Here is a 15757-nt window from a genome sequence, read left to right on the forward strand (position 1 = left end):
TGCGGTAATGTTTTCCCTGCAAGCGAGCACCACAACCCGCGCGATTAGCTCAGTGGGAGAGCGCTCCGTTCACACCGGAGAGGTCGCTGGTTCGAACCCAGCATTGCGCACCGCACAGTAGCCCCGCAGGCCGATGGCCTGCGGGGCTACGTCGTGTTTTCTGGGCCCCAGCTTTTCTGGGCGTCAGCGGAAGGCGATCTCCTCGACCGGGGCGATGGTCGCGCCCGCGGCGGACAGCTCCAGCTCCACGGCCTGCGCCGTCGTCTCGGCCGACTGCTCGCCCGGGTAGGTGCCGTGCGCGCCGGCCGCCAGCGTGACCCGGTGGCCGCGGGAGAGAGCCGCCAGTGCGGTGGCCCGCACGCAGTACTCGCTCTGCATGCCGGCGAGCACCAGGGCGGTCCCGGGCGGGAGCAGCTCGCCGAGTGCGGTTCCGGCGAAGCTGTTCTGCCGGGACTTGTCCACGACGTGCTCGCCGGCGCCGGGCTGGTGCACCAGCTCCCAGCCCTCGGTGCCGGGGCGGTCCGGATCGTCCTCCCCGCCGTTGTTGCGGATGAAGACGACGGTGGCCCCGGCCGCGCGGGCGCGGGCCAGGAGCGCGTCCAGCGCCTGGGTGACGGTGGTGGCGGCGGGGATGGGCGCGTCCAGCTGCAGCATGTTCCGCTGGGCGTCGATCACCAGCAGGGCGGTGGCCGCGGTGACCGCGGTGGCCGGAGGAGGGGTCATGACCAGCGCGCTAGTACTGGTGTTCGAATGCCGGTATGCGAATGAGGGCACGGTTAAGGCATTTCGACCAGCCGGGACGGCGATGCTACTGTTCTGCCTGTGCCCGCGCGATTAGCTCAGTGGGAGAGCGCTCCGTTCACACCGGAGAGGTCGCTGGTTCGAACCCAGCATTGCGCACCGGAAGCACTGAAGGCCCCTCAGAGCAGGGGCCTTCAGTGCGTTCTGAGGTGGTGCGTTCTGAGGCGGTTCCGACGTCGGCTCGGGCGGGCCGGTTCAGGCTGCGCGCTCCGCGTCGCCGGGGGCGTGCGGCCGTAGCGGCCAGGAGGTGTCGACCAGTTCCGGCGAGCCGCTGCGGGTGAACCACTGCTGCAGCCCCCGTGCCTGCGCCGCGTGCCACACCGCCTGACGCAGGTGCAGTTCCCCCGGCGCCAGCCCGTCCAGCCGCTCCGCGTGGCGGCGGCCTATCGCCCGTACGAGCTCCATGGCGGCGGTCGCGTCCGCGGTGGCGTCGTGTGCGGCACCCAGTTCCACGCCGTAGTGCGCGCACAGGTCGGTCAGCGTGCGGCGGCCCTTGCGGTAGCGGTCCAGGTGCTTGTCCAGCACGCGCGGGTCCAGCACCAGCAGCGGTGCGCCGGTCAGGTACTGGCCCAGCGTCAGGTTCCGGTGCCGGCGCAGCTCGCGGTCCAGCAGGGTCAGGTCGTAGGGGGCGTTCATGATGACCAGCGGCACTCCGGCCCTGGCCGCGTCGGCCAGGGCGCGGGCTATCTCGTCCAGCACCAGCTGCGGGGCGCCGCCGTGCTCGCGCGCCCAGTCGTCGGTCAGGCCGTGCACCGCCGTAGCCCCGGCCGGGATCGGCACGCCCGGGTCGGCGGCCCACTGCCGGCCGCGGACCGGACCGTCGCCGGCGTCCTGGGCGACCAGCGCGGCCGTCACGATCCGGTCCCGCTCCACGTCCACGCCGGTGGTCTCGGTGTCGAAGGAGGCCAGCGGCCCTTCGTACCAGTGCGTCATGGTGGCCTCCCCCTTCGGCGCGACGGCCCCGAACCGTCACACCGGGGTGATACCCGGTCACCCTGTGCGTTCAATCGCGGCCGGGGCCGCGGATCCGGATGGATCGGGCCGGCGGATCCGGCCATCGGCCGGCGGGGACCTGTTTCGTGCCGACTTCCGGCGGAGACAACAGAGGTGACGGCCCGTCCGGTCCGGACGGAGGGCCGCCGGTCGACGGGGAAGACGGCAGCGATGGCGCTGACACAGCCCGAACCGGCCACCCCGCCGCCCGGCGGCTGGGGCAGGGGCGGTTCAGGGCAACCGATGCGAGGTCAACTCGCGGTCACCTCCTGCATGGAGACGCTCCAGGTGGGATACCTGCACGCGGTCGCGGCGGCGGCCGGCTGCGCGCTGTGCTCGCCGTTCCCCGACAACGGGATCGACTGGCACGTCAGTCACGGCAGCCCCGCGCACGTCGAGGACGACGAGGTCACCATCAAGGTACAGTTGAAATGCACCTATCAAATCGCGCCGAATCCGCCCGGCCCGTCCTTCGGCTTCACCCTCGACAACGACCACCTGCGCAAGCTCTCCCACAGCCGGGTCGCGGTGCACAAGATCCTGGTGGTGATGCTCGTCCCGAGGGAGGTGGACCAGTGGCTGCTCGCCGCGCCGGACCGGCTGGAGCTGCGGCACTGCTGCTACTGGGTCAATCTGGCGGGGCACCCGGTCACCGGGAAGCGACGGACGAATGTCCGGATACCGACGGAGCAGGTCTTCGATGACCGCGCGCTGTGCGCCATCATGGCGCGTGTAGGAGCGGGCGAGCGGCCTTGACCAGCGCACACCGGCCCGGAGCGCCGAAGCCTTCGGTCTCCCGGGTCCCTGGCCTCACCAGCTCCCAGCCCCCACGGCCGGTACGGCCCGGCGACCCCTGCGGAAGGGAAGGCGTGACAGCGATGCGGCGTGACACCCGACCAGAGGCCCTGGACGCCGTGGGGCGCGACGCCGTCCGAGCCCGCGCGGGCCAGGGGCTGCGCGCCCCCGACGCGCTCTCACTGCCGGACCCGGCCAGGGTCGACCCCGACATCCTCAGCACCCTGCTGGCCCGGCACGGCTGGTGCCGGCGCGGCGGCGCGCAGGGCCGCTACGCCCGGTGGACCCCGCCCGACGACACCGAGCCCGACACCAGCCTGCTGGTGCCCTCGGACCGGGCCTTCGAGGACAGCACCGACCTGCTGGAGGAGGCGGTCGGCGCGCTCTCCCGCTCCGGCGTCCCCTCGGCCCGCGCCATCCTCGCCGCGCTGCTGGTCCCCGGCGACGAGATCCACTGGCGCCGGGAGACCCCCGGTGTGGGCGGGGCGGTGCCCTGGGCCATCGAGGACGAGCTGCGCACGGCGGCCAGCGCCATGCTGGTCGCCGCCGCCAAGGCCGGGCACTCCCGGGCCGCCTACTTCGGCGCCCGGCTGGACGCCTACGCGGCCGACTTCCTGGACCGGGTCCTGGTCGTCGCCCCGGGCACCGGCGCCGGGCTGCTCACCGCCTACACCCCCGCGCCGGAGGACCGCCCCACCACGATGACCCTGGTCCGCGCGCTGGAGGCGACCCGGGACGCGATCGACCTGCAGCGGGTCACCGGCCAGACCGACGCCTTCGACGCCGGTGTCCGGCTCGGCGTCAGCCGGGAGCTGATCGCCTCGGTGGTGCAGCTGGTCCGCGGCAGCGAGGGCGCGGAGGTGGCGCTGTCCTGGGCCGCGGCGGTCGGCACCCCGCACGGTTTCGCCAACCGGCGGCTGCTGCTGGAGTTCACCCCCGGCGACCTGCCCGCGCTGGAGGCGGCGGGGGAGCGGCTGGAACGCAGCGAGCCCCCGGTGGACGTGGAACTGACCGGGTCGGTGGTCCGGCTCAAGCGGCCCGCGCCCGGCGGCGACGGAGTGGTGCGGCTGCGGGTACTCAGCGGCGCCGAGGTGGACGAGGTGCGGATCCGGCTGGACGAGGCGGCCTACCGGGTCGCGGTCGAGGCCCACCTGGCCGGCGTTCCGGTGCGGCTGAACGGCCGGCTGCAGCGCAAGGGCGGCTTCCGCCGCCTCAGCGGCGCGGCCGGCATCACGCCGGTCGAGCTGGACGACGCCGAACGCGACCGGATGCTGAAGGCGCTGCGGCTCCGCGGCCGCCGCGAACCGGCCGACCCGGACGAGGCCCCGTAGCCGCACGGCCACGTCGGGTTCGGCGCGAGCAGCACCGCACTCTCGGTACCATCGTGGCTGGCAGCGCCCGCTGCCGGCGAAGTCAGGTATGCCGAGAGTCAGGAGAGTCCGGTGTCGGACGTCCGTGTGGTCATCAGTCGCGAACCCGATCGGGAAGAGCGCGTGGTCACGACGGGCACGACCGCCGGTGACCTCTTCCCCGGCGAGCGCGCGGTCATCGCGGCCCGGGTCGGCGGCGAGCTCAGGGACCTCGCCCATGTGCTGGCCGACGGCGACGAGGTCGAGCCGGTCGCCGTCGACAGCCCCGACGGCCTGTCGATCCTGCGGCACTCCACCGCGCACGTGATGGCGCAGGCCGTGCAGGAGCTGCACCCCGAGGCCAAGCTGGGCATCGGCCCGCCGGTCAAGGACGGTTTCTACTACGACTTCGACGTCGAGAAGCCGTTCACCCCCGAGGACCTCAAGGCCATCGAGAAGAAGATGACCGAGATCGTCAAGCGCGGGCAGAAGTTCGCCCGCCGGGTGGTCAGCGACGAGGCCGCCCGCGAGGAACTCGCGAACGAGCCCTACAAGCTGGAACTGATCGGCCTCAAGGGCGGCGCCTCCAGCGAGGACGGTGCGGACGTCGAGGTGGGCGGCGCCGAGCTGACCATCTACGACAACCTCGACCCGAAGTCCGGCGAGCTGTGCTGGAAGGACCTCTGCCGGGGTCCGCACCTGCCGTCGACCCGCATCCCCGCGTTCAAGCTGATGCGCAACGCCGCCGCGTACTGGCGCGGCAGCGAGAAGAACCCGATGCTGCAGCGCATCTACGGCACCGCCTGGGCCACCAAGGACGAGCTCAAGGCCTACCTGGACCGCCTGGCCGAGGCCGAGAAGCGGGACCACCGCAAGCTCGGCGCCGAGCTGGACCTGTTCTCCTTCCCCGAGGAGATCGGCTCCGGCCTGCCGGTGTTCCACCCCAAGGGCGGCACCATCCGCCGGGTGATGGAGGACTACTCCCGCAAGCGGCACGAGGAGGAGGGCTACTCCTTCGTCAACACCCCGCACATCACCAAGGAGGAGCTCTACCAGACCTCCGGCCACCTGGACTGGTACCGCGACGGCATGTACCCGCCGATGGAGCTGGAGGAGGGGCAGCGGTACTACCTCAAGCCGATGAACTGCCCGATGCACAACCTGATCTTCCGCTCGCGTGGCCGCTCGTACCGCGAACTGCCGCTGCGGACCTTCGAGTTCGGCACGGTCTACCGCTACGAGAAGTCCGGCGTGGTGCACGGTCTGACCCGGGTCCGCGGGCTGACCCAGGACGACGCGCACATCTACTGCTCCAAGGAGCAGATGGCGGACGAGCTGGACTCGCTGCTGACCTTCGTGCTCAACCTGCTCCGCGACTACGGTCTGGACGACTTCTACCTGGAGCTCTCCACCAAGGACCCGGAGAAGTCCATCGGCTCGGACGAGGTCTGGGAGGAGGCCACCGAGACGCTGCGGCAGGCCGCCCAGAAGCAGAACCTGGAACTCGTCATGGACCCGGGCGGCGCCGCCTTCTACGGCCCGAAGATCTCGGTCCAGGCCCGCGACGCCATCGGCCGCACCTGGCAGATGTCGACCATCCAGGTCGACTTCAACCTGCCCGAGCGCTTCGAGCTGGAGTACGCGGCGGCCGACGGCAGCCGGCAGCGGCCGGTCATGATCCACCGGGCCCTGTTCGGCTCGATCGAGCGCTTCTTCGGCGTGCTGCTGGAGCACTACGCCGGCGCCATGCCGCCGTGGCTGGCCCCGGTCACCGTGGTCGGCATCCCGATCACCGACGAGCACGTGCCCTACCTGCAGCAGGTGTCGGCGGAGCTGCGCAAGCAGGGGATCCGGGTCGAGGTGGACGCCTCGGACGACCGGATGCAGAAGAAGATCCGCAACGCCCAGAAGCAGAAGGTCCCCTTCATGCTGCTGGCCGGCGACGAGGACATCGCCAACAACGCGGTCAGCTTCCGCTACCGCAACGGCGAGCAGAAGAACGGCATCCCGGTGGCCGGCGCGGTCGCCGAGATCGTCGACGCGGTGGCGCGCCGCATCCAGGTCTGACCGCTCCGGGCGGAACGCGGGGGCGGGCTCATCCGTGAGCCCGCCCCTCGGCGTCGGTGCGGCAGCGCCTATGCTGATCAGCATGACGACGGAGCCGGAGCTGCAGGACGGGGTGGGCGTCCAGGACGCCTTTCAGCGCCTTTGGACGCCGCATCGCATGGCGTACATCAAGGGTGAGAACAAGCCCAGCGGTCCCGAGCCCGCCGACGGCTGCCCGTTCTGCGCGATCCCGGCGATGACGGACGAGGACGGACTGATCCTGCGCCGCGCCGAGCACGCCTACGCGGTGCTCAACCTCTACCCGTACAACGGCGGCCACCTGATGGCCGTCCCGTACCGGCACGTCGCCGACTACACCGAGCTGACGCCGGAGGAGACCGCCGACGTGGCGGCGCTCACCAAGCAGGCGATGGTGGCGCTGCGCGCGGCGTCGGGGGCGCAGGGCTTCAACATCGGCATGAACCAGGGTGACGTGGCCGGCGCCGGCATCGCCGCGCACCTGCACCAGCACGTGGTGCCGCGGTGGGGCGGGGACACCAATTTCATGCCGATCGTCGGCCACACCCGGGTGCTGCCGCAACTGCTGGCCGACACCCGCAAGATGCTCGCCGACGTCTGGCCCGGCTGAGAGGTCTGGCCCGGCTGAGGTACGGCCCGGCTGAGAGATCAGCCCGCGTCGTAGACGTCCGCGTTGCTGGGGCGCGCGCCCTGCACCTCCATGCCCAGCAGCAGCGAGCGGTTCTGGAAGCGGTCGAGGTTGACGTCGTGCTCCTTGAGCACCTCGATCATCGCCTGGTGCACCGCGCGCAGCACCGGGGTGGCGATCCGGATCGCGTCGTCGGCCATGAACCGGCGGTTCCACGGCCGGTCCGCCCAGACGTGCCGCAGGCCGAAGGGCTCGGGCAGCTTGTAGGTGCCGCCGAGCCAGTCCAGCAGCGTGGTCCCCCAGGGCCAGGTGAACGGGGCGCGCACGGCGAGCCGGACCACCTCCTGGCTGCTGACGACCGGGCGGTGCTTGGTCTGCTCCTCCCAGAACTTCCCGGGCTTGGGGACGGAGTACTCCTCCATGGCCGGCTTCGCGGTGAACAGCGGTGGCAGCGGGCCGAGCGCGTGCCCGGTCACCTCGATCCGCAGGGTGTCGTGCAGCACGGTCACGGTCACCAGCATGGTCAGCACCAACTGGCCCTGCCAGAGCACGAACTGGGTGCCCAGGTAGTGCCGCGGCCCGTCCCCGAACTGCTGCTTGTTCGCCAGTGCCGCCAGTGCCGGTCCGCTCATCCGGGTCTGCGGGTAGCTGGAGTCGCCCGCCAGCCGCATGCCCTCCATGACCTCGCCGCTGGGCCGGGCGATCTCGCCCGCGCCCTCGCCGATCTCGGTCACCGCCCAGTGGCCCACCCTCGGCCGCGGGATCCCTCCGGTGGCCAGGGTGCTGCGGGAGAGCTGGTTGAGATGCTCCTCGATCTTCCGGATCACGTCGAACGGGTGGAACCGGCGGATGGCGTCCACGCCCTCGCGCGGGTCCAGCTGCTCGGCGAGCTGCCAGGAGCCCCAGCGCTTGCCCATGCCCAGGATGCCCTTGGTCCCGGCGTAGTGGGCGATGTTGCTGTCCTGTTCGGCGCCGAGGAACTCCAGCTGGGTGCGCAGCAGTTCGGCCCTGGCGTCGGCCGGTCCGATCGGCACCGCCTCGGGGATGGTCGGGCCGATCGCGCTGCCCTCCAGCAGCGCCGACCAGCGGCTGCGCATCACTTCGGCGCTGCTCTTGCAGATCCGGTCGGCGACGTACCAGCCGACGAGCGGTGCCAGCATCATGACCCGGATGTAGAGCCCGGCGTAGCCGGACGCGTAGGGCCGCCACTCCAGGAAGGCGGTGATCAGCCCCATCACGACCAGCGCGATCCCGCGCAGCCAGGAGCGGCCCTCGGCGGCGTTGGCGCGCCGCTCGGTCTCGAAGGCCAGCAGCCACAGCAGCGCGCCGGGCAGGAACAGGAACCCGGCGACGAAGGACACCGCGGTGAGCTTGCGGTCACGCTGGTGCCGCAGCGCCTCGGCCTCGACGCAGTGCTCGACCACCAGCCGGGCGTCGGTGCCGTAGGAGGGCACGATCGGCTTGCGGCCGCGGCCCAGGGTGCGGGCCACCACGGCGCGGCAGAAGGCCTCGCCGAGGGTCGGCGCGAACAGCTTGATCTTCGGCCGCTTGCCGGCCGAGCCCTCGTGCAGCGCGGCCAGCGCGGCCAGCGGGCTGTCCCGGTACGCGGCGGACGCCAGTGCGGCGCTCGCCCCGGTGTGCGGGGTCGGGTCGGAGCTGGGGACCTGCGGGCCGAGGCCGCCCCTGTCCATCGGTGTCGACATCCTGGCCCCCGTCTGTCTGAAGCTGTCTACCCCGCCACCGTGGTGATCATCCGCTGAGCGGATGTCAGGAACCGGCGGAGCCAGGGTATCGCCGTGGATCAACCTCCGTCAGTTCCTTGCGCAGCTCGCCCACGAGCAGCAGGGGCGGCCGGACCCGCGCGGGCCGGGCGCGCGGCCCGTCCCGCGCGCCCCACGGCGGCCCTCGCCGCCACGGCCACCGTTCCGCCTCGGTCAGGACAGCCGGGCGGCCACGGCCTCCGGCATCGGCTCGTGCCGGACGTAGCTGCGGGTGAAGTCGCCGGCGCCGTGCGAGAGCGAGCGCAGATCGACCGCGTAGCGGACGATCTCGACCTCGGGGACCTCGGCCCGGACCAGGGTCCGGCCGGTGCCCACCGGTTCGGTCCCCTGGACCCGGCCGCGCCGGCCGGACAGGTCGCTGAGCACGCCGCCGACGTACTCGTCCGGTACCAGCACCCGTACCTCGGCCACCGGTTCGAGCAGCCGCACCGTGGTCGCCGCCGCGGCCTCGCGCAGCGCCAGCGCCCCGGCGGTCTGGAACGCGGCGTCGGAGGAGTCCACCGAGTGGGCCTTGCCGTCGACCAGGCTGACCCGCACGTCCACCACCGGGAAGCCCGCGCTGACACCCCGGAGCAGCTGGGCCCGTACCCCCTTCTCGACCGAGGGGATGAACTGGCGCGGCACCGAGCCGCCGACCACGCGGTCGACGAACTCGAAGCCGCTGCCGGGCGGCAGCGGTTCCACCTCGATCTCGCAGATGGCGAACTGCCCGTGACCGCCGGACTGCTTGACGTGCCGTCCGCGTCCCCGGGCCGGCCCGCCGAAGGTCTCCCGCAGCGGTACCACGTAGGGCACCGGGTCGACCTGGACGCCGTAGCGGCTGCGCAGCCGCTCCAGCAGCAGGTCGGCGTGGGCCTCGCCGAGGCACCAGAGGATCAGCTGGTGGGTGTCCGGGTTCTGCTCCAGCCGCAGCGTCGGGTCCTCGGCGACCAGCCGGGCCAGGCCCTGGGAGAGCTTGTCCTCGTCGGTCTTGCTGTGCGCCTCGACGGCGACCGGCAGCAGCGGGTCCGGCATCGCCCAGGGGGCGACCAGCAGCGGTTCGGCGGGCGCGGACAGGGTGTCGCCGGTCTGCGCGCGGCCCAGCTTGGCCACGCAGGCGATGTCCCCGGCGACGGCCTGCGCCAGCGGGTGCTGGGCCCGGCCGAAGGGCGAGGAGAGCGCGCCGACCCGCTCGTCGACGTCGTGGTCCTCGTGGCCGCGGTCGGTCAGGCCGTGGCCGGAGACGTGGACCGGCTGGTCCGGACGCAGCGTCCCGGAGAAGACCCGGACCAGGCTGAGCCGGCCGACGTACGGGTCGCCGCTGGTCTTCACCACCTCGGCGGCCAGCGGCCCGGCCGGGTCGCAGCTCAGCGGCGGACGGGCGGCGCCGTCCGGGGTGGTCGCGGCCGGCACCGGGTGCTCGCCGGGGGAGGGGAAGGCGGCGGTGACCAGCTCCAGGATCTCGGCGGTGCCCAGACCCTCCCGGGAGCCCCCGTGCGGCGCGGCGGAGGCCAGCACCGGGTGGAAGCTGCCGCGCGCCACGGCCCGTTCCAGGTCGTCGACCAGCGTCTTGGTGTCGATGTCCGCACCGGAGAGGTAGCGGTCCATCAGCGCCTCGTCCTCGCTCTCGGCGATGACCGCCTCGATCAGCCGGTCCCGGGCCGGGCCGGCCGCCGCCAGCAGGTCGGCGTCCGGCTGCTGCTCGGTGCGCTGCCCGCTGCCGTAGTCGAAGCAGCTGCCGCTGAGCAGGCCGAGCAGGCCGGAGATCCGCGGGTTGCCGTCGGCGCCGATCGGACCGTGGTCGACCGGCAGGTAGAGCGGCATCACGCACTCGGGGTTCTCGCCGCCGAAGGCGGCCCGGCACAGTTCGACGGTGGCGGCGAAGTCGGCCTGCGGGGCGTCGAGCTTGGTGACCACCAGGGCGCGCGGCATGCCGACCGAGGCGCACTCCTCCCAGAGCATCCGGGTCGCCCCGTCGATGCCGTCGGTGGCCGGGACCACGAACAGCGCGGCGTCGGCCGCGCGCAGCCCGGCCCTGAGCTCGCCGACGAAGTCGGCGTAGCCGGGGGTGTCCAGCAGGTTGACCTTGGTCCCGTCGTGCCGCAGCGGCACCAGGGAGAGCTGGACCGAGCGCTGCTGGCGGTGCTCGATCTCGTCGTAGTCGGAGACGGTGCTGCCGTCCTGGACCCGGCCGGCCCGGGTCAACGCGCCGGTCGCCAGCGCGAGTGATTCGGTGAGTGTGGTCTTTCCGGCTCCGCTGTGGCCGACCAGCACGACGTTCCTGATCCGTTCCGGCCCGTATCCGGCCGGCTGGTCGGCCGTCGTACCCCTGCCGGCGGCCCCTGCGTCCCTCGTCCTGTCGCCCATGGCCTGCTCCTCCCGCCTGCGCGCACCGGTTGCGCCACGGGGGACCGCGCAGAGTGGGAATGGTGTCACCCGCGGTGATGTGGAGCTTGGCACCAGCTCGCGCACAGGTCCATAGCTCCCGCAGCACACTCCACAGCTCACCCGGGGCGGCGTGCCCGGCCCGGTGCGGCGCTCCGGCCCCGGATACGATGTCCCGGCCCGGGGCCCACGCTGGTCCCCGACGTCAGCGGAGCCAGATCGGAGCGGTCGGCAGGCCCATGCTCAACAAATACGCGCGAGCTTTCTTCACGCGGGTCCTCACCCCCTTCGCGGCCCTTCTGCTGCGGATCGGCGTCAGCCCGGACATGGTCACCCTGGTCGGAACGGCCGGGGTGGTGGCCGGTGCGCTGGTCTTCTTCCCCCAGGGTAGTTTCTTCTGGGGCACAATCGTGATCACCGCCTTTGTCTTCTCCGATCTCGTCGACGGCAACATGGCCCGTCAGGCGGGCACCTCCAGCGTCTGGGGCGCGTTCCTGGACTCCACCCTGGACCGGGTCGCCGACTCGGCCATCTTCGGCGGCATCGCCTTGTGGTACGCCGGGCGCGGTGACAACCTGCTGCTGTGCGCGGTGGCGCTGTTCTGCCTGGCCAGCGGCCAGGTGGTGTCGTACACCAAGGCGCGGGCCGAGAGCCTCGGCCTGAAGTGCGACGTCTCCGGTCTGGTGGAGCGGGCCGAGCGGCTGACGGTGACCCTGGTCGCCGCAGGCCTGGCCGGACTGCACGGCTTCGGGGTGCCGGGGATCGAGTGGCTGCTGCCGATCGCGCTGTGGCTGATCGCGGCGGGGAGTCTGGTGACGCTGATGCAGCGGATCCTGACAGTGCGTCGGGAGGCCGCGGAGGCCGCGGCCCTGGACCAGGGGGGTGGCCGGGTATGACGGACGGCGGTAGTGACAGGAGCGCCGGTGACAGGAGCGCCGGTGTCCGCAGCGCCGGTCGCGGGAGTTCCGGGGTGCGGGACCAGCTGACCTACGCGGCGTACGCGGCCGGCTGGGGCGCGGTGAAGAAGCTGCCCGAGCCGGTGGCCGAGCGGCTGTTCCGGCGGATCGCCGACTTCACCTGGAAGCGGCGCGGCAAGAGCGTGCTGCGCCTGGAGGCCAATCTGCGCCGGGTCCGCCCCAAGGCGACCGACGCCGAGATCGCCGAGCTGGGCCGGGCCGGGATGCGCAGCTACCTGCGCTACTGGTGCGAGTCCTTCCGGATGCCGGTGTGGAGCGAGGAACGGATCCGCGGCTCCTTCGACCCCGAGTTCATCGAGCGCCTGGACCAGGCCATGGCCTCCGGACGCGGCGCGGTGCTGGCACTGCCGCACATGGGCAACTGGGACCTGGCCGGCGCCTGGGTGGTGGTGCGCGGCTACCCGTTCAGCACCGTCGCCGAGCGGCTCAGGCCGGAGAAGCTGTTCGACCGCTTCGTGGCCTATCGGGAGGGCCTCGGCATGGAGGTGCTGCCGCTCACCGGCGGCGCCAACACCCTCGCCACGCTGGCCAGGCGACTGCGTGCGGGCGGCCTGGTCTGCCTGGTCGGCGACCGTGACCTGTCCGCCTCCGGGGTCGACGTCGAGTTCATGGGCGAGGCCGCGCGGATGCCGGCCGGCCCGGCCGTGCTGGCCGCGCAGACCGGCGCGGCCCTGCTGCCGGTGACGCTCTGGTACGACGGCACACCGGTGATGAAGGGCCGGGTGCACGCCGAGATCCCGGTGCCGGAGAGCGGCAGCAAGCGGGAGAAGACCGCGGTGATGACGCAGGCGTTGGCCGACGTCTGGAGCGAGGGCGTGCGCGAGCACCCGGAGGACTGGCACATGCTGCAGCGGTTCTGGCTCGCCGACGTCGACCAGGACCGGCTCCGGCCGACGGCCGCGGACCCTGACAACGGCGACGCCGGGGACGGCGCGACCGGCGGGCCCGACGGCGCCGGCGCGCGGCCGGCGACCGGGGCGGGGGCGGGGTCATGAGGATCGGCATCGTCTGCCCCTACGCCTGGGACGTCCCCGGCGGCGTCCAGTTCCACGTCCGCGACCTGGCCGAGCACCTGATCCGGCTGGGCCACACGGTGTCCGTGCTGGCCCCGGCCGAGGACGACACCCCGGTGCCGCCGTACGTGGTGCCGGCCGGCCGGGCCGTGCCGGTGCCCTACAACGGCTCGGTGGCGCGGCTGAACTTCGGCTTCCTCTCCGCCGCCCGGGTGCGCCGCTGGCTGCAGGACGGCGACTTCGAGGTGCTGCACATCCACGAGCCGGTCACCCCCAGCCTGGCGCTGCTCGCCTGCTGGGCCGCCACCGGCCCGATCGTGGCCACCTTCCACACCTCCAACCCGCGCTCCCGCGCCATGATCGCCGCCGAACCGATCATGCAGCCGGCGCTGGAGAAGATCAGCGCCCGGATCGCGGTGAGCGAGTACGCCCGGCGCACCCTGGTGGAGCACTTCGGCGGTGACGCGGTGGTCATCCCCAACGGCGTCGACGTCGGCTTCTTCGCCCGCGCCGAGCCGCAGCCGCAGTGGAGCGGCGGCACCATCGGCTTCGTCGGCCGGATCAACGAACCCCGCAAGGGCCTGCCCACGCTGCTGGAGGCGATGCCCCGGATCCTCGCCGAGCTCCCGGACACCCGGCTGATCGTGGCCGGCAAGGGGGACGAGGAGGAGGCCCTGAAGGGGGTGCCGGAGGCGGTGCGCAAGCGGATCCGCTTCCTCGGCATGGTCAGCGACGAGGAGAAGGCGCAGCTGCTGCGCAGCGTCGACCTCTACGTCGCGCCCAACACCGGCGGCGAGAGCTTCGGCATCATCCTGGTCGAGGCGATGTCGGCCGGTGCGCCGGTGCTGGCCAGCGACCTGGACGCGTTCCGCCAGGTGCTGGACGGCGGCGCGGCCGGGGAGCTGTTCCCGGTCGAGGACGCCGCGGCGCTGGCCGACGCGGCGGTACGGCTGCTCGGTGATCCGGTCCGGCTGGCGGCGCTGCGCGAGGCCGGGTCACGGCATGTGCGCCGGTTCGACTGGGAGAGCGTCGGCGCGGACATCCTGTCGGTGTACGAGACCGTCGCCGCCGGCGCCGCCGCGGTCACCGACGCGGCCCCTGGCCCCAGCCCGACCTGGCGCTCCCGGCTGGGTCTCGCGGCCCGGGACGAGGCCCGGAAGGCCTGAGTCCGGCGGCTGTCCCGATTCGCTAGGGTGACTGCCCGTGAGCACCTGGATCTGGATCGCCGTCGCCGTCGTGGCCGTGGGCCTCTACCTCAGCTGGACGGCGGGGCGGCTGGACCGCCTGCACGCCCGGATCGACGCGGCCAGGGCCGCGCTGGACGCGCAGCTGCTGCGCCGCGCCTCGACCACCCTGGAGCTGGCCACCTCCACCCTGCTCGACCCGGCCGCCTCGATCGTCCTCTACCAGGCCGCCCACGCCGCCAGGACGGCGACCGAGGAGGGCCGCGAGGTGACCGAGAGCGAACTCAGCCAGGCGCTGCGCGCGGTCCTCGGCGACCAGGCCCAGGTCGACGCGCTGCGGACGCTGGTCGGCGGCGAGGAGATCGTCGCCGACCTGGCCTCGGCGGCGCGCCGGGTGCCGATGGCGCGGCGCTTCCACAACGACTCGGTGCGGGCCGCGCGGGCGGTGCGCAGGCACCGGGTGGTCCGGCTGTTCCGGCTGGCCGGGCACGCGCCGTTCCCGATGGCGTTCGAGATGGACGACGAGCCGCCGGCCACGCTCAGCCCGGCGTGAGCCGCGGATCCGGGGTGAGCCGCGGGGGCTCGACGCGGGAGGCGGGATCGAGGTGAGACGCGCCACTGCGGCGTGTGCGGTGATCCCCGTCTGGACCCGGTGGAGCATCGGCTAGGGTCGGTCCGGGCCTACGATGGCCTTATCGCACCACTGTCCGTGTCTTCAGTGAGGTCTTTCGTGTCCACCAACACCCCCGCCCCGACCGACCAGCCCGCGATCGGCACTGCTCGCGTCAAGCGCGGCATGGCCGAGCAGCTCAAGGGCGGTGTGATCATGGATGTGGTCAACGCCGAGCAGGCGAAGATCGCCGAGGACGCGGGCGCCGTCGCCGTCATGGCGCTCGAGCGCGTGCCCGCCGACATCCGCAAGGACGGCGGCGTGGCCCGGATGTCCGACCCGAACATGATCGAGGAGATCATCGACGCGGTCTCCATCCCGGTCATGGCCAAGTCCCGGATCGGTCACTTCGTCGAGGCCCAGGTGCTGCAGGCCCTCGGTGTCGACTACATCGACGAGTCCGAGGTGCTCACCCCGGCCGACGAGGTGAACCACTCCGACAAGTTCGCCTTCACCACCCCGTTCGTCTGCGGCGCCACCAACCTGGGCGAGGCGCTGCGCCGCATCGCCGAGGGTGCGGCCATGATCCGCTCCAAGGGCGAGGCCGGCACCGGCAACGTGGTCGAGGCCGTGCGCCACCTGCGCCAGATCAAGGCCGAGATCGCCAAGCTGCGCGGCTGCGACAACAACGAGCTCTACGCCGCGGCCAAGGACCTGCGCGCCCCGTACGAGCTGGTCAAGGAGGTCGCCGAGCTCGGCAAGCTCCCGGTGGTGCTGTTCTCCGCCGGTGGCGTGGCCACCCCGGCCGACGCCGCGCTGATGCGCCAGCTCGGCGCCGAGGGCGTCTTCGTCGGCTCCGGCATCTTCAAGTCGGGCGACCCGGCCAAGCGCGCCGCCGCCATCGTCAAGGCCACCACCTTCTTCGACGACCCGAAGATCATCGCGGACGCCTCCCGCAACCTGGGCGAGGCCATGGTCGGCATCAACTGCGACACCCTCCCGGAGACCGAGCGGTACGCCAACCGCGGCTGGTAGTGCACAGCCGGCCGGTAGTGCACAGCACAGTGCCGGCATGACCGTGGGGAGCGCGGCCGTCAGGTCCGCGCTCCCCACGTCCGTTCCCGGGTCCGCCGGACCAGCAGTACGCCCGTCCCCCGGGCCGTGCTTCAACCCGTAC

At 72.6% G+C, this 15757-nt stretch carries 13 protein-coding genes and 2 tRNA genes; 11 read left to right on the top strand and 4 right to left on the bottom strand.

Annotated elements, in window-relative coordinates; all coding sequences use genetic code 11:
- The first annotated feature begins 38 nt into the window (after positions 1 to 38).
- Positions 39 to 110: transfer RNA gene (locus ABH925_RS04650), tRNA-Val, on the top strand.
- 73 nt (positions 111 to 183) lie between these two features.
- Here the strand turns inward: ABH925_RS04650 and ABH925_RS04655 are convergent.
- On the bottom strand, positions 184 to 723 hold the full coding sequence (locus ABH925_RS04655) for an isochorismatase family protein (RefSeq protein WP_370145527.1): 540 nt from the start codon (positions 721 to 723) through the stop codon (positions 184 to 186).
- Positions 724 to 828: 105 nt separating this feature from the next.
- Here ABH925_RS04655 and ABH925_RS04660 point away from each other — a divergent pair.
- A tRNA-Val gene (locus ABH925_RS04660) sits at positions 829 to 900 on the top strand.
- A 96-nt stretch (positions 901 to 996) separates the two neighbouring features.
- Here the strand turns inward: ABH925_RS04660 and ABH925_RS04665 are convergent.
- On the bottom strand, positions 997 to 1734 hold the full coding sequence (locus ABH925_RS04665; RefSeq protein ID WP_370145528.1) for an exonuclease domain-containing protein: 738 nt from the start codon (positions 1732 to 1734) through the stop codon (positions 997 to 999).
- A 231-nt stretch (positions 1735 to 1965) separates the two neighbouring features.
- Here ABH925_RS04665 and ABH925_RS04670 point away from each other — a divergent pair, with 231 nt between their 5' ends.
- From ABH925_RS04670 to ABH925_RS04685, 4 genes are all read left to right on the top strand, one after another.
- Positions 1966 to 2550: a DUF4365 domain-containing protein gene (locus ABH925_RS04670; RefSeq protein ID WP_370145530.1), complete on the top strand. Its 585-nt coding sequence runs from the start codon at positions 1966 to 1968 to the stop codon at positions 2548 to 2550.
- Between the two features lie 122 nt (positions 2551 to 2672).
- On the top strand, positions 2673 to 3920 hold the full coding sequence (locus ABH925_RS04675; protein ID WP_370145531.1) for a hypothetical protein: 1248 nt from the start codon (positions 2673 to 2675) through the stop codon (positions 3918 to 3920).
- Positions 3921 to 4031: 111 nt separating this feature from the next.
- Positions 4032 to 6005, top strand: a complete 1974-nt coding sequence (thrS, locus tag ABH925_RS04680) for a threonine--tRNA ligase (protein ID WP_370145533.1) — start codon at positions 4032 to 4034, stop codon at positions 6003 to 6005.
- A 70-nt stretch (positions 6006 to 6075) separates the two neighbouring features.
- Positions 6076 to 6633 carry an HIT domain-containing protein gene (locus ABH925_RS04685; RefSeq protein ID WP_370145534.1) on the top strand — a complete coding sequence of 186 codons (558 nt, stop codon included), beginning with the start codon at positions 6076 to 6078 and terminating at the stop codon, positions 6631 to 6633.
- Between the two features lie 38 nt (positions 6634 to 6671).
- On the opposite strand, the gene ABH925_RS04690 is transcribed toward ABH925_RS04685, so the two are convergent.
- Together ABH925_RS04690 and ABH925_RS04695 are read right to left on the bottom strand one after the other, a co-directional pair.
- Complete coding sequence (locus ABH925_RS04690; RefSeq protein ID WP_370145535.1) at positions 6672 to 8354, bottom strand: hypothetical protein; 1683 nt, start codon at positions 8352 to 8354, stop codon at positions 6672 to 6674.
- A 231-nt stretch (positions 8355 to 8585) separates the two neighbouring features.
- On the bottom strand, positions 8586 to 10778 hold the full coding sequence (locus ABH925_RS04695; RefSeq protein ID WP_370145536.1) for an elongation factor G-like protein EF-G2: 2193 nt from the start codon (positions 10776 to 10778) through the stop codon (positions 8586 to 8588).
- 257 nt (positions 10779 to 11035) lie between these two features.
- Here ABH925_RS04695 and pgsA point away from each other — a divergent pair, with 257 nt between their 5' ends.
- The 5 genes from pgsA (at position 11036) to pdxS (ending at position 15615) form a co-directional block, all read left to right on the top strand.
- Complete coding sequence (pgsA, locus tag ABH925_RS04700) at positions 11036 to 11692, top strand: phosphatidylinositol phosphate synthase (RefSeq protein ID WP_370145537.1); 657 nt, start codon at positions 11036 to 11038, stop codon at positions 11690 to 11692.
- A 74-nt stretch (positions 11693 to 11766) separates the two neighbouring features.
- Positions 11767 to 12768, top strand: a complete 1002-nt coding sequence (locus ABH925_RS04705) for a phosphatidylinositol mannoside acyltransferase (protein ID WP_370145538.1) — start codon at positions 11767 to 11769, stop codon at positions 12766 to 12768.
- Positions 12765 to 13952, top strand: a complete 1188-nt coding sequence (locus ABH925_RS04710) for a glycosyltransferase family 4 protein (RefSeq protein WP_370145540.1) — start codon at positions 12765 to 12767, stop codon at positions 13950 to 13952. The genes ABH925_RS04705 and ABH925_RS04710 overlap by 4 nt, the downstream gene beginning before the upstream one ends.
- 37 nt (positions 13953 to 13989) lie before the next feature.
- A complete protein-coding gene (locus ABH925_RS04715) occupies positions 13990 to 14523 on the top strand; it encodes a hypothetical protein (protein WP_370145541.1) in 534 nt (177 codons plus the stop codon).
- A gap of 177 nt (positions 14524 to 14700) precedes the next feature.
- The gene (gene pdxS, locus ABH925_RS04720; protein ID WP_370145542.1) at positions 14701 to 15615 is read left to right on the top strand and encodes a pyridoxal 5'-phosphate synthase lyase subunit PdxS; all 915 of its coding nucleotides are present in this window, start codon (positions 14701 to 14703) and stop codon (positions 15613 to 15615) included.
- The last annotated feature ends 142 nt before the right edge of the window (positions 15616 to 15757 follow it).

Origin of the sequence: Streptacidiphilus sp. EB129 (genome assembly GCF_041262645.1) — a bacterium.
In the GTDB taxonomy this organism is placed as follows: Bacteria; Actinomycetota; Actinomycetes; order Streptomycetales; family Streptomycetaceae; genus Streptacidiphilus.